The organism is Ponticaulis profundi (genome assembly GCF_042659465.1).
Classification (GTDB): Bacteria; Pseudomonadota; Alphaproteobacteria; order Caulobacterales; family Hyphomonadaceae; genus Ponticaulis; species Ponticaulis profundi.
Genome location: NZ_JBHSSW010000012.1, coordinates 221,862 through 235,071, shown reverse-complemented (window position 1 = coordinate 235,071; position 13,210 = coordinate 221,862). Strand labels below are relative to the sequence as shown.

Genomic DNA, 13,210 nt, shown 5'->3' with positions numbered 1-13,210 from the left:
ATGAAGATACCCTGGATTATGTAAGAAGGGGCTGCACGCCTGGTTCATAGCCAACCGTAAGTCTAAGGTATGTCCATCCATACTAAGTCTGCGGCCGAACAATATCGGACCAATCTATTCGGGCATTCAGACTGAACCTTTTTTGCAATCAAGAGTCCTTCTTGATCTATCGCCGTTATTTCATCTTTGTCTTTGAAGCCACGATAATGGATGCTGGCGTATCGAGATATCCAATCCTCTATCTCAATTGCCAGTGCGCTTGATAATCCTAATTCTTCCGGTTCCATCCATTCCATGAGGCGCAAATCTTTGATGCCGGTACCCGACATCATTCCATCCACTTGCAGGCATTGGTCAGGTTTATCGATTCTTTGTGAATCTTCGGAAGTGCCAGTGATCGATGACCCCGTCATTAAGTGCTCCTCCTTCAAAGATACCGCTGCGGCCCGTTAGCGAACCTTCCAGCTGATCAATAACCTATTCGCTTTCTATTCCATTCTGCATCAGGTCCCGTTATTCCTCAACGCCGGGGGCAATTGAGTCATGCAGAATGCGGACGAAACATCAGGTCAGTGGAAATGGGTAGGCCTGCGCCTGATCTGGGTTTTTCTGGCACTGCTGTTTGTCGCGCTTACGCTCAACTTCCTCGCCTATGTGATTGGCGAGGGGGTGGCTGCGCTTTCCATATCGCTGACATTGCTCTTCGGAATTCCGTATATCCTCGGCGCGCTTGCGGCCTTCCTGACGGCGCCAAACGGGAAACTCGGCGGCAGACACTACACATTCGCGCCGCTCATGACGGTCCCTCTGGTGCTCGTGGTCGGAGGATTGATCCTTCGTGAGGGCATTGTCTGCATCATGATGGCGTTCCCGCTCTGGATACCGATGGCTTTTGGGGGCTCGCTCACGGTGAGGAAGCTCCAGAAAATGCGCGCCAAGCGAACCACCATCGCTTCCGTCTTTGACGCAAACATCATTGCTTGCGTGTTCGCGCTGCTGCTCGCCATCGATCTCCTCCACACACCGCAGACAGAGCGTTTCACCGTCACCCGCAGCGTGGTTCTCGATGCAGAAGCCGGTGAGATCTGGCCTCATCTCTTGGACTTGCAGGATATTCAGCCAGCCGAAGGACGCTGGAATTTTGCGCAAAACGTCATGCAGATCCCCCGCCCAAGCACCGCTGTCGTGCAGGGGCAAGGCATTGGGGCCGTGCGCTATGCCAAATGGGGCAGCCACATTCGCTTCGAAGAACACATCACGCAATGGGAAGACGAACAGCGTCTCGTCTGGGTGTTCGCCTTTCCGGACGACTCCATCAGCCGCTATACCGATCCGCATATTTCTCCGGATGGGGACCATCTGAAAATTCTGGAAGGCGGCTATGTGCTGACGCCGCTACCCGGCGGCAGGACAAAGCTCACCCTGCACACACGCTATGACGCAAAAACGCCGATCAATCTCTATGCGGCACTCTGGGGCGAGATCGCCCTTGGGGGCATTCAGTCAAACATTCTGAAGATTATCGAAGGGCGCGTTTAGCCGTCGATCAGCTCGCCGTGCCGAAGATCAGGATCAGCAGGGCGAAGATACCAACACCGGCAAGACCACCAAAGAAAATCCATCTCTGCCAGTATCGCGAGATCACGATCCGTCCCTGACGGACGTCCTGATCGTCATAGGTTTGAGGCCCGGAAATATCTGTCTGTGTGTCGTCTGTCGGTTTCATACCGTAATGACGCGCTAACCTGGGTGATGTTCCGCTTCAGAGATCCCAGCCAAAACAGGGATGTAAAAAATATCAGACATTTTCTTGTCTGAAATATTTGACATGTCAAAAATGTTTGACCATATGTGTGTTAGAAATTTTTGACACACAGGGATCACATCATGACATTCCATGAAAAGTCAGCCTGGCTCATGGGCCTGCTGCTCACCGTTATTGGCGGCTGGTATATCAACACAGTCTGGGACATCTCCCGCGAGACCGGCGTGACGGCGCCGCCCATGCTGGCGCTGGTCGCCCTTGCGACGGTCGCCCTGATCGCCGGTGCGGTCGTCAGCCATATCATCATCGCGGTTGCTGACCCGGAAGGCGCAGAAGGACAGGAAGATGAACGCGACAAACAGGTCCTCCGCCGCGCTGGCAATATTTCCGGTTATGTGCTCGGGTTTGGCTGCTTTGCCGGTCTCTGGCACTTCTTCTGGAATCAGGACGGCAATCTGCTGTTCCACATCATTGTTGCCAGTCTGATTGCCAGCCAGATCGCCGAATATGCGCTAACCATTCTGTTTTACCGTCGGGGGCATTAAGCCATGGCCAAACGCCCCCCGATTACAAATCGCGTCCGGGAGCTGCGCGAAGCGCATGACAATATGAGCCAATCTGCGCTCGCCAAGGCCATCGGCGTCACACGCCAGACGGTCATCGCCATTGAGCAGGGACGCTATTCTCCATCGCTCGAAAGTGCGTTCCGGATCTCGCGCGTCTTTGGCGTCGGACTGGAAGATGTGTTTGGCTGGGAAGAAACCAGCAGCGAATAACACCGGAAAAACAGAAGATTAGAAGATGCGAAAATTTGCAGCTTGATGCGGTGTTCCGGGCTGCTAAATTTCATGTGAAACCGGGGGACACACATGAATATCCAGCATGCCATGCTGGCGCTTTGCGCGCTGGCTTTCTTACCAGATCTGACTCCAGATGCCGTCGCTCAGACCGAAACCGAACTGTCCGATGAAGCCCTGGCAGCAGGCATTGAATTCGGGCTCTGGCTCACACAGGACGAGTTCTTATCCGACACGCCCGAAACGGAAACGGAGCCGACCACAGGCATTCCAGCCCTCGACCTGCCAGACCCGCCCGTTCTGGACACACGCAAATACCGCTCAACCAACACAGCGCCTGTTGTCATGCCACGCCTGGCGCCCGCTCAGGACTCTGCTGAGCCAGACCTCCAAAAGAAACCCGTATGGTCGGCCAAGCCCGCCCTGCAGGAAGCCGAGCCATCCGAAAACCCGACCTATGATCGGCTGATGCGCGCAAGCCAGACCTCCGGAGAGACACCACAGACGCCTGATTTCAGCGCCCCACCCGAACAGGCAGACCGCCCTGCCCTGACGCCTAAATCCGACGGGGACCCGCAGGCGAGGCCCTTCCAAATGCCGGACCAGCAACAAGCGGCAGAAAAGGCCGTCAAAAGCCTGCCCAGGCAGAATGCTGCGTCGAACTGTATTCTGACAAAGCAGTCCTCCACATTCCTGACAGGCCAAACCAAATTCACCTTTCAGAATCTCTGCGATTTCGACATCACGGTTGCCACGCGGGTCTGTCACCCGAAAGCGTCGGACGAGCTGAACACCTTCAGTCTGAAAGCGAAGGGCAAAAAGACGGAAACCTATGGAAAATCCGGGAGTTCGTCACAGAAGAGTAACCTTCGCACGGCAGCTTTCTATTGCCGGGGCGAAGACTGCACGCCTGCCATGCCGCAGGATTGCATCCCCTGACAGGACCAACATCCAGCAGAGGTTTTCATGACGGATCATACCATCGAATACCGCGAGAAAAGGCTCACCCCTGAAGACGCGGCAGCCCTGATACCGACCGGAGCTGATATATCGATGGGCATGGCGCTGGGCGAGCCTCCTGCCCTTTTGCGGGCACTGAACGCTCGCCTGGAACGTCGCGAGCTGACTGATCTGAAGCTCTGGTATTTTCATTCCATGCCAACGGCTGCAGAAACCATTCTGCGCTATGAGATGATGGACCGCGTCCATCCCCATTGCATGTTCATGGGCGCAACAGAGCGCGAACTCGTGCGCCGCGGCGAAGAAGAGGGCCGTTATGTGCTGGACTTCGTTCCTGTCGCCTTCTCTGATGCGCCGCGCCTTTTGAGCCAGCATGTCGAGCTCGACACCTTCATGACGTCCGTGTCGCCCATGGATCAGCATGGCTTTTTCAGCTTCGGCACCAATAATGATTATGCCAGCACAGCGGCCCGCGCCGCCAAACGGACCATTCTCGAGGTCAATCCCAACATGCCACGCGTGTTTGGCGACTCGCAGATCCATATCAGTGAAATCCACGCCCTCGTCGAAAACGATGTCCCGCTGGCTGAAGCAAAGGCCCGTGCGCCCTCAGATCTCGAACAACAGATTGGCGAGATGATCGCCGAGCTTGTGCCTGATGGCGCCTGTCTGCAGATGGGAATTGGTGCCCTGCCGAATGTGGTCTGCGGCGCCCTGAAGGACCGCCGTGACCTTGGCATTCACACCGAGCTGTTATCGCCTGGACTGGTTGATCTCATCGAATGCGGCGCGGTCACCAATCGCCGGAAAACCACCTTTCCGGGCCGGTCAGTGTTCACCTTCGCACTGGGCAATCGGAAAATGTACGATCTCCTGCACGATAACCCGTCCATGAACTCGCACCCGGTCAACATTGTGAATGACCCGCGCCACATCGCGAAGAATGATCAGGTCTATTCCATCAATGCGACGCTGGAGATCGATCTGATGGGCGCCTGCAATTCAGAGAATGTCGGCGGACACCAGTATAGTGGCTCAGGCGGCCAGCTCGATTTCGTCCGTGGCGCGCGGGCGTCCAATGGCGGCCGCTCGATCATTGCCTGCACCTCGACAGCCAAACGCGGCACGATTTCGCGAATCGTCCCGAAACTGTCTGGCCCGGTGACAACGCCCCGCAATGATGTCGATACCATCGTCACCGAATTTGGCGTCGCTCGCCTGATCGGGCTTTCCGGCGCAGAACGGGCAAAAGCGATGATTTCGCTGGCGCATCCTGATCACCGAAGCGCCCTCACCGCAGCGGCGAAGCGCGCCTGCATTCTCTGACGCATGCGAAAGATCAGAAAAGCACAATCGGTCGCAGCCTTTTCTTATTGACACTCATTCGCAACTGTGGCTTTTGAGAGCCATGATCATTTGCGTTTGTCATAATCTGAATTGCTCAAAGGTCGGCGAAGCCATCGAGAACGGCGCGACATCTCCAAAGGAGATTCAGGCGTTCCACGGAAACCGTTTTCAGTGTGGGCGTTGCAAGCCGGAAATGTGCGCAAAGCTGCGAGCAAGCCAGGCCCCGACGACTGCGAATGAGTCACTGGTTGAGAATGCAATCGCCTAGCATTATCAATGCTTTGTTTTCGTTAGAAAATTCTCCCCAGCGCCTTTCAAGCACACCCAACAAATGTTATTTCCGAGTCTCAGAATAGGAGATTCAGCATGAAGGGTGACCCGAAGGTTATCGAGTTCCTCAACAAGGCACTCAAAAACGAGCTGACCGCCATCAACCAGTACTTCCTGCACAGCCGCATGCTGAACGACTGGGGGGTGACCAAGCTCGGCAAGAAAGAATACGACGAATCGATCGAGGAAATGCATCACGCCGACTGGCTGATTGAGCGCATCCTCTTTCTCGGCGGCCTGCCAAACCTCCAGGATCTCGGCAAGCTGATGATCGGTGAAACCGTCGAGGAAATCCTCGAATGTGACCTGAAACTCGAAAATCTGGCGATCCCGCTCCTGCGTGATGCAATCGAGTATTCAGAAAGCGTTCGTGACTATGTGTCTCGCGATCTGTTCTGCAAAATCCTCGATAATGAGGAAGAGCATGTCGACTTCATCGAAACCCAGTTCGACCTGATTGAGCGCACGGGAATTCAGAACTATATTCAACTTCAGTCTACGTCGGTTACTGAAAGCGAATAATCAGCTCCGGCCCGATTTTGGCCTGAGACTTGCTTCAACCTGCGTAACAGGACCTAACTTGATCCGGATTGAGCCAGTTTATCAGCTGGGACTTCGGATCAAGACGCCGGGGATGGAGCGAAAAGTGAAATATATACAAGCCCTTCTACTGCCCCTCGCGCTTGCGGCGTTTCAGATGAATACGGCTGCGGCTCAAAGCGAGCCGCCCCCATCAGAAGCGCAGGCCGAAGCAGAAACCGACCTCCCACTCACCGTGGAAGAGCTTCAGCGTCAGCAGCTCGAAGCGCTTGAGGACGAAGCGACCAGCGAAATCGCCGAAACGGTCGTCTCAGAAGACGCAGCCGTCACGCCGGTCGAGCGCAGCTTTCTGGCTTATACCAAATCACCTCTGCTCAGCTCCCTGATCGGCGACACCATTGTGAATGACGATGTTGCGAAAATGGGTGTCGTTTCCGGCGCACGCCGCTATTGCGACATTGACTGGCAGCAGGGTTTCGTCACCTTCATTCAGCTGGCATCCGAGCAGAATCTCATTCTGGAACGCGTCGCCGATGACCATGGCTATTATATGGGGGTCGCAAACCTGTCTCTGAAAAACGCCGAATACGAATGTTCGGAACAGGATTTCGTCGATCTGCGTGCCATCAATCCTTACTGATCGGCCTTAATACCTTTTTTCCACGGCAAGACTTCCCTCCGGCGCACCTCTGGTCGCCGGAGTTTTTCTTTGTACTCGTGAGCTTACGACAGGTTCGGTTTGCGGCCGATCATCATGTAATTCACCTTGGTGTCGGACGATAAGGACCAGTTATCCATCAGCGGATTATAGCTGACACCAACCGGTCGCTCGGTCACGAGACCGCCCGCTTCCAGCGCCGAACGCATTTCTGATGGCTTCACCAGCTTGCTGTATTCATGCGTGCCCGGCTCAAGCCAGCGCAGAAGATATTCAGCGCCGACAATCGCAAGTCCCAGCGCCTTCGGTGTCCGGTTGATCGTTGCGGTGATCATGATGCCGCCAGGACGCACAAGTCCGGCACATTTGCGCAGGAACGCATCCGGATCGGCAACATGCTCGACAATCTCAAGTGCCAGCACCACATCAAAGAGCGGCTCACCGCTCTCCTCAAGCCCTTCGACCGCTCCGGCCCGGTAATCAATGGTCAGCCCCTGCTCTTCGGCATGGACGCTCGCCGTCTTGATATTCTTCTCAGACGCATCCACACCCGTCACGGATGCACCAAGGCGCGCCATCGGCTCGCTGACCAGTCCGCCCCCGCAGCCAATATCAAGCAGACGAATGCCTTGCAGCGGTTTGCGCGCACGCGCATCCAGCCCGAAATGCTCGACCAGCGTGTCGCGCACAAAGCCGAGGCGAGTCGGATTGAATCGGTGAAGCGGTCGAAACTTGCCGCGCGGATCCCACCACTCACTGGCGATCCTGGAGAATTTTTCGACCTCATCAGGGTCAATGCTCGGGTGTTTCGGGGTTTCAACGGCCATTTGCGACAATTTCTTCATGTTCGAATCCAATTCGGCATTTGCGCCGAAGCCTCTGACCAAATACAAGACCAGCGGGCCAATGCCCAAATAAAAAAGAAAACTGGTACTGAAACACGCTGATGTCACCCATAGTCATGAAGTTTGGCGGCACGTCCGTCGCTGATCTTGAACGCATAAATCACGTCGCTGACCTGGTCGAGCAACAAGCGAAAACAAGTGATGGCGGCATTGCCGTTATCGTTTCCGCTATGGCTGGTGAAACCAACCGTCTGGTTGGGCTCGCCACCAATGCTGCAGGTCCCGGCATTCAGGGTCCAGACTTTGATGACGAATATGATGTCGTTGTCTCTTCTGGCGAACAAGTTACCTCAGGTCTGCTCGCGCTGGCGCTTCGAAAGCGCGGCCTGCGTGCACGCTCCTGGCTCGGCTGGCAAATGCCGATGATTACCGACGATGCGCACGGCAAGGCGCGCATTGAGGATATTGAAGACGGCAAATTCCAGAAAGCCGTTTCGGGTGGTGAGATCGCTGTCGTCGCGGGCTTTCAGGGGCGCACGGAAGATGAGCGCATTTCGACACTGGGTCGCGGCGGTTCAGATACATCGGCTGTTGCGGTTGCCGCTGCGCTTGGCGCAGAACGCTGTGACATCTATACAGATGTTGACGGTGTCTACACGACCGATCCGCGCATTGTGTCCCGCGCACGCAAGATCAATCGCATTTCCTACGAGGAAATGCTCGAAATGGCGTCGCTTGGCGCCAAAGTACTTCAAACCCGTTCGGTAGAGCTGGCCATGAATCATGGCGTGCCAATCCGGGTGCTCTCAAGTTTTGCAGAAGCCCCTGGCGCTGAAGATACCGGAACTCTCGTTTGTGATGAGGATGAAATCATGGAAAAACAGGTTGTCAGCGGAATCGCCTATAGCCGCGACGAAGCCAAGATCAGCCTGCTTGGCGTAACGAACCACCCTGGCATTGCTGCGAAAATTTTCGCGCGCCTGTCAGAGGCCAATATCAATATTGATATGATCGTTCAGGCGGACGCTCGTGGCCCGGAACGCGCCAACATGGTCTTCACAACAACAGAGCGTGACAGCGAGCTGGCTGTTTCTGTGCTGGAAGGCGCAAGCTCTGACATCAAGTTTGATGACATTGTCGTCGACAAGCACGTGTCCAAAGTGTCCGTGATCGGTGTCGGTATGCGAAGCCATACGGGTGTCGCAAAGACCATGTTTGATGCACTCTCCGAAAAGGGGATCAATATTCAGGTCATCTCGACGTCAGAGATCAAAATCTCGGTCCTGATCGATTCCTCTTACACCGAACTTGCTGTACGTGCATTGCATACAGCTTACGGTCTCGACGCCAGCTAGGGTCGTCACACACAGGATAGATAATGGCATCTGCAGACAGGCCTCATCGCCCGTTCGGCGCTGTTGCCCCGCGCATCCTGATGACGCGGCTGCGATCCCTTATGGCAGAAGGGCGAAGTCTTGATGGCCGGCTTGCCGGCGTGGTCGAGCTCGTCGCCCGCTCCTTTGTTGCAGATGTCTGCTCTATCTATCTCAGGCTCGAAAACGGCGAATTCGAACTCGTCGCGACAGAAGGCTTGAAACCGGACGCCATCAAGCGCACCAGACTGGCCAGAAATGAAGGTCTGGTGGGCCTGGTCTCCTCCGAGGCGCGCCCCGTCAACGTTCAGGACGCCCCACACCATCCGCGCTTCAGTTATCGCCCGGAAACGGGGGAAGACCCGTACACCTCATTCCTTGGTGTGCCGATCCTGCGCTTTGGCCGGGTCATCGGTGTTCTGGCGGTCCAGAACGTCGTCGGCCGGATCTATGACGAAGAGGACATCGAGACCCTTCAAACCATTGCAATGGTTCTGGCCGAAGTCGTCACGACCGAAAGCCAGAGCGGATCGGAAGAACTCGCCGATGTCGCCGTTCGGGCAAATCGCCCATTGGAGATCTTCGGACGCTCTCTGAGTGAGGGCCTTGCCATGGGCCCGATCCATCTGCACGACCCGGTCGTCCCGCCTGCGAAATTCTTCGCGCAGGACATTGCACTCGAAGAACAACGCCTGCGCACCTCGCTCGAGCAGATGCGCAGCCATCTGGACACGATTGTTGTCCAGCATCTCTCGCCGCTGGCCGGAGATACCAGAGACATTCTGGAAACCTACCGCATGCTGGCGCATGACCCGTCCTGGGCTGGACGCCTGTTTGATGCCGTGGCCTCAGGCCTCTCCGCAGAAGCTGCCGTCGACCGGGCGCGCCGCGAGCACCGCGCTCGCCTGCAGAATGCGACCGACAGCTATCTGCGCGAGCGCCTGCACGATCTGGAAGATCTGGACAACCGCCTGCTGCGCCTGCTGGCCGGGCATGATCATTCCTTCTCGAACACATCACTTGATGGTGCCATCCTCGTCGCCAGACGCCTCGGACCTGCTGATCTTCTGGAATACCGGAATGCGGGCCTCAAAGCCCTCATCCTCGAGGATGACAGCACACAATCCCACGCCGTCATTGTTGCACGCGCGCTTGGCCTGCCGCTGATTGGCGGCGTTGGCCGGATCATGGCAAGCGTCGAGAGCGGCGATGAAGCCATTGTCGATGGCGATACCGGCCACATTTATATTCGCCCGGAAGCGGACATCGTCACGCTCTATCGCGATCGTCTGGCCATGCGCAGCCAGAAGCTTGCCGAATTTGCAGCCATTCGCGACCTGAAAGCCATCACCAAAGATGGCGAGCATGTTCACCTCTTCATGAATGCAGGCCTTGGGCTCGACGTCGACAATCTCGACGCGTCAGGCGCCGAAGGCATTGGTCTGTTCCGGACCGAGTTCCAGTTCCTGGTTTCCGAGACCCTGCCAACACTGAAAGAGCAACAGGACTATTATCGCAATGTCGTCGAAACGGCTGGCGATCGACCTGTCTTGTTCCGGACGCTGGATCTGGGCGGCGACAAGCTGCTGCCGAGTGGGCATCAGCCCGAAGAAAACCCGGCACTCGGCTGGCGCTCGCTTCGCTTTGCGCTCGACAAGAAGGGCCTGTTCCGCCGCCAGCTCCGTGCGCTATGCCGCGCCGCTGAAGGTCACACCCTTTCGGTCATGTTCCCGCTCGTGACCAAACCGGACGAATTCCGCGAAGCCAAGGCGCTGCTGGAAAAAGAGCTCGCCTTCGGTCGCAAGCATAACCATCCGGCACCCGACCACATTCGGGTTGGCGCGATGATCGAGACGCCCGCCTTTGCACTCAGCTTTGATGAGCTGGAAGGCGAGATCGATTTCCTGTCGGTCGGCACGAATGATCTGCATCAGTATTTCTTCGCTGCGGACCGCGACAATCGCATGCTGTCGGACCGCTATCCGATCATCGACCGCGCATTTCTGCGTTTCCTTCAGGACGTCGCCGCGCGCGCGAACAGGATGGGCATTCCGGTATCAATCTGTGGTGAAGCGGCAGGCCAGCCAAGAATGGCGCTGATTTTCGCCCTGCTCGGCTTCAGACACCTCTCCATGCCCGCTTCCGGCGTTGGCCCTGTCAAGAAAACACTTCGTTCCGTCAACTTGTCGGAAACATTGGTAAAATTTCAGGCAGCGCTGGATAATAAGAAATCTGATATCAACAAGGATTTGTTAAACTTGCTGAAAGATTATGTGGAGCTGTGATCGCCTGTTGAAAACAATAGATTCCATGTCTAACAATCTGGATAGAGTTTTTTACGGGCAAAAGAGCTCTGAACAGGCGGGCGAGCCATGGCGCAGGCGATAGAAACAAAAAAAGCTGACACGATTGTGGGTATCTCCGAGGGCAAAAGACTTACACAGAATAAGTCTAGTCACTTACATCTCGTAGACGAAACCAACGATCCTAATATTCGCGTAGGCGACCGACTTCGGGCCGCGCGCGAAAACAGAAATCTCAAAACAGACGATATTGCACGGCACTTGAAATATCGCCGTGAATACTTGGAAGCGATTGAGGCAATGCAGGCATCACGTCTGCCGCGCGGTATGGTCAATCCATATGTGCGCGATTATGCCCGCTATCTTGGTCTGGACCCGACGGTCTGCGTCAAAGACTTCAACAGTCAGTGCGGCTCACTCACATTTGGTGACACCAAACCTGCACCACAGATTTCACCGCGTCAGGAAACCAATTTCCTGAAACCGGTACTGATGTTGCTCGGCCTCGTGATTCTGGGCGCAAGCGGCTGGTTCGGATTCCAGGCGCTGTCCAAAATGAACGAAAGCCCGGTGGTGACGGAAACCGCGCCGCCAATCGCGATGACACCGCGCCTCAATGCGGCCCGCACGCCGGTGACGGATGCTTCCTCGCCAGTACTCGCGAGCGCCAATCACCCGATGAAGCTGGGCGTCCGCGCCAATCGCCGCGCCTGGATCGAGATCCGCGGCGCTGACGGCACACTCTTCATTGACCGCCAACTGGCGAAGAACGAAGTCTACGACCTGCGCATTGGTGCTGGCTGGACGCTCACCACACAGGATGCCGGTGCATTCGAATGGGTGGTTGATGGCGAAACCTTCTCCACACTCGGCGAAGCTGACGAGCCGCTCTATACGCTCGGCATCGACACCATCGTCAAAATGGTCAATGACGCGCGCGCCGCAGAAGCCGAACAGCTCGCAGCCGCCGAATAGATCCTTTTTCATTCGCTCTTTTCAACAAAGGTCGCCCTCTGGGCGGCCTTTGTTTTTTGATGCTGAATGTCAGCGACGCGCCATGAACGCCTTGAGCCGCGCAAGGCCTTCTTCAATGTCGCCCGTCGCGCGCGCATAGGAAAAGCGCATCATGTGGTGGCCGCGCTCCGGGTCGAAATCGACACCTGGCGTGACAGCCACCCCCGCCTCTTCCAGGATTTCCCTGGCAAAAGCGAGGCTGTCCTCGGTAAAATCCGACACATCAGCATAGATATAGAACGCACCGTCCGGTGGCGCGATCTTCGTAAAGCCAGCCTCAGACAACCCCTCCAGCATCAGCGCGCGGTTGCGCGTATAAACCGCGACATTGGCCGTCAGCTCCGCTTCCCCGTCGAACGCTGCCAGCGCCGCGATCTGACTGGCATGCGGCGGACAGATAAAGAAGTTCTGCGCCAGCCGTTCGACCCGGCGGATATGATCTTCCGGCACAACCATCCATCCGACGCGCCAGCCGGTCATCGAGAAGTATTTCGAGAATGAGTTGATGACATAGACATCATCACTCACTTCCAGCGCCGTTACCGGTCTCTGCTCATAATCAATGCCGTGATAAATCTCGTCCGAGATGAACGCCGCATGCTTTGCCTGAACCGCGCCAATCAGCGCACTCAGCGCTTCGCGGTCCAGCATGGTTCCGGATGGATTGGCCGGTGAAGCCACCAGCAAACCATCCAGATCATCCGGCAGATCAGCCGGCACAGGCTGATAGCGGTTTTCCGGAGCGCAGGAAATCGCCACGGTCTCCAGCCCCAATGCCTGCAGGATGGCCTTATAGGATGGATAGCCCGGCATCCCGATACCGACCTTTGCTCCCACATCAAACAGAGACGTAAAAGCGAGCGTAAATCCGCCCGATGAGCCGGTCGTGATAACCACGCGCTCAGGGTTCAGATCAACATTGTACCAATCGCGATAAAGCTGCGCGATGCGCGCGCGCAAGGCTGGCAGCCCCAGCGCGCCGGTATAACCAAGCGGACCTTCATTCATTTCGGCAGCAAGGCGTGTGCGCGCAACTTCAGGCGCGGCTGTCCCAGGCTGGCCAACCTCCATGTGAATGATGCGACGCCCCTGCGCCTCCAGCCGGGCAGCCTGCTCCATCACATCCATCACGATGAAAGGGGCCACATCCCCTCGGGTCGAAACGCGCATAACCTGCCTCTTGTCTGCTTCTCTCCTCCCTAAAAGCATCTCCCATCCCCTGCAATGAAGCAGAATGGCTTACTGGCAGCAGAAACCTGCAGTCCTGCCCATAAATCG

The 13,210-nt window shown here is 56.3% G+C and carries 15 protein-coding genes; 11 read left to right on the top strand and 4 right to left on the bottom strand.

The features are described 5' to 3' along the window. Positions 1-62: 62 nt before the first annotated feature. Positions 63-413 (bottom strand): hypothetical protein, encoded by a 351-nt coding sequence (locus ACFQDM_RS10410; RefSeq protein ID WP_377378758.1) that lies wholly within the window; start codon positions 411-413, stop codon positions 63-65. A gap of 130 nt (positions 414-543) precedes the next feature. Here ACFQDM_RS10410 and ACFQDM_RS10405 point away from each other — a divergent pair, with 130 nt between their 5' ends. Next, positions 544-1,539 carry a hypothetical protein gene (locus ACFQDM_RS10405; RefSeq protein ID WP_377378756.1) on the top strand — a complete coding sequence of 332 codons (996 nt, stop codon included), beginning with the start codon at positions 544-546 and terminating at the stop codon, positions 1,537-1,539. 7 nt (positions 1,540-1,546) lie between these two features. Here ACFQDM_RS10405 and ACFQDM_RS10400 read toward each other — a convergent pair whose 3' ends face one another. Beyond that, positions 1,547-1,726 carry a hypothetical protein gene (locus ACFQDM_RS10400; RefSeq protein ID WP_377378755.1) on the bottom strand — a complete coding sequence of 60 codons (180 nt, stop codon included), beginning with the start codon at positions 1,724-1,726 and terminating at the stop codon, positions 1,547-1,549. 161 nt (positions 1,727-1,887) lie between these two features. Here ACFQDM_RS10400 and ACFQDM_RS10395 point away from each other — a divergent pair, with 161 nt between their 5' ends. The 7 genes from ACFQDM_RS10395 (at position 1,888) to ACFQDM_RS10365 (ending at position 6,379) form a co-directional block, all read left to right on the top strand. Further along, positions 1,888-2,310, top strand: a complete 423-nt coding sequence (locus tag ACFQDM_RS10395) for a hypothetical protein (RefSeq protein WP_377378754.1) — start codon at positions 1,888-1,890, stop codon at positions 2,308-2,310. Positions 2,311-2,313: 3 nt separating this feature from the next. Beyond that, positions 2,314-2,541 carry a helix-turn-helix transcriptional regulator gene (locus ACFQDM_RS10390; RefSeq protein ID WP_377378752.1) on the top strand — a complete coding sequence of 76 codons (228 nt, stop codon included), beginning with the start codon at positions 2,314-2,316 and terminating at the stop codon, positions 2,539-2,541. A gap of 93 nt (positions 2,542-2,634) precedes the next feature. Continuing rightward, positions 2,635-3,501, top strand: a complete 867-nt coding sequence (locus ACFQDM_RS10385; protein WP_377378750.1) for a hypothetical protein — start codon at positions 2,635-2,637, stop codon at positions 3,499-3,501. A gap of 27 nt (positions 3,502-3,528) precedes the next feature. Beyond that, on the top strand, positions 3,529-4,848 hold the full coding sequence (locus ACFQDM_RS10380; RefSeq protein ID WP_377378748.1) for an acetyl-CoA hydrolase/transferase family protein: 1,320 nt from the start codon (positions 3,529-3,531) through the stop codon (positions 4,846-4,848). An 82-nt stretch (positions 4,849-4,930) separates the two neighbouring features. Continuing rightward, positions 4,931-5,137 carry a (2Fe-2S)-binding protein gene (locus ACFQDM_RS10375; RefSeq protein WP_377378746.1) on the top strand — a complete coding sequence of 69 codons (207 nt, stop codon included), beginning with the start codon at positions 4,931-4,933 and terminating at the stop codon, positions 5,135-5,137. Between the two features lie 98 nt (positions 5,138-5,235). Continuing rightward, positions 5,236-5,721 (top strand): bacterioferritin, encoded by a 486-nt coding sequence (gene bfr / locus ACFQDM_RS10370; RefSeq protein WP_377378744.1) that lies wholly within the window; start codon positions 5,236-5,238, stop codon positions 5,719-5,721. A gap of 124 nt (positions 5,722-5,845) precedes the next feature. After that, positions 5,846-6,379: a hypothetical protein gene (locus ACFQDM_RS10365; RefSeq protein WP_377378742.1), complete on the top strand. Its 534-nt coding sequence runs from the start codon at positions 5,846-5,848 to the stop codon at positions 6,377-6,379. Positions 6,380-6,462: 83 nt separating this feature from the next. Here the strand turns inward: ACFQDM_RS10365 and ubiG are convergent, their stop codons facing one another. Beyond that, a complete protein-coding gene (gene ubiG / locus ACFQDM_RS10360; RefSeq protein ID WP_377378740.1) occupies positions 6,463-7,242 on the bottom strand; it encodes a bifunctional 2-polyprenyl-6-hydroxyphenol methylase/3-demethylubiquinol 3-O-methyltransferase UbiG in 780 nt (259 codons plus the stop codon). 101 nt (positions 7,243-7,343) lie between these two features. On the opposite strand from ubiG, the gene ACFQDM_RS10355 reads away from it, so the two are divergent. The 3 genes from ACFQDM_RS10355 to ACFQDM_RS10345 all read left to right on the top strand — a co-directional run bounded on the left by ACFQDM_RS10355 (position 7,344) and on the right by ACFQDM_RS10345 (position 11,893). Continuing rightward, complete coding sequence (locus tag ACFQDM_RS10355; protein WP_377378738.1) at positions 7,344-8,597, top strand: aspartate kinase; 1,254 nt, start codon at positions 7,344-7,346, stop codon at positions 8,595-8,597. 23 nt (positions 8,598-8,620) lie between these two features. Further along, positions 8,621-10,900 (top strand): phosphoenolpyruvate--protein phosphotransferase, encoded by a 2,280-nt coding sequence (gene ptsP, locus ACFQDM_RS10350; protein ID WP_377378736.1) that lies wholly within the window; start codon positions 8,621-8,623, stop codon positions 10,898-10,900. A gap of 87 nt (positions 10,901-10,987) precedes the next feature. Beyond that, positions 10,988-11,893 (top strand): helix-turn-helix domain-containing protein, encoded by a 906-nt coding sequence (locus tag ACFQDM_RS10345; protein WP_377378734.1) that lies wholly within the window; start codon positions 10,988-10,990, stop codon positions 11,891-11,893. Between the two features lie 69 nt (positions 11,894-11,962). Here the strand turns inward: ACFQDM_RS10345 and ACFQDM_RS10340 are convergent, their stop codons facing one another. Next, complete coding sequence (locus ACFQDM_RS10340; protein WP_377378732.1) at positions 11,963-13,102, bottom strand: pyridoxal phosphate-dependent aminotransferase; 1,140 nt, start codon at positions 13,100-13,102, stop codon at positions 11,963-11,965. Positions 13,103-13,210 lie beyond the last annotated feature (108 nt).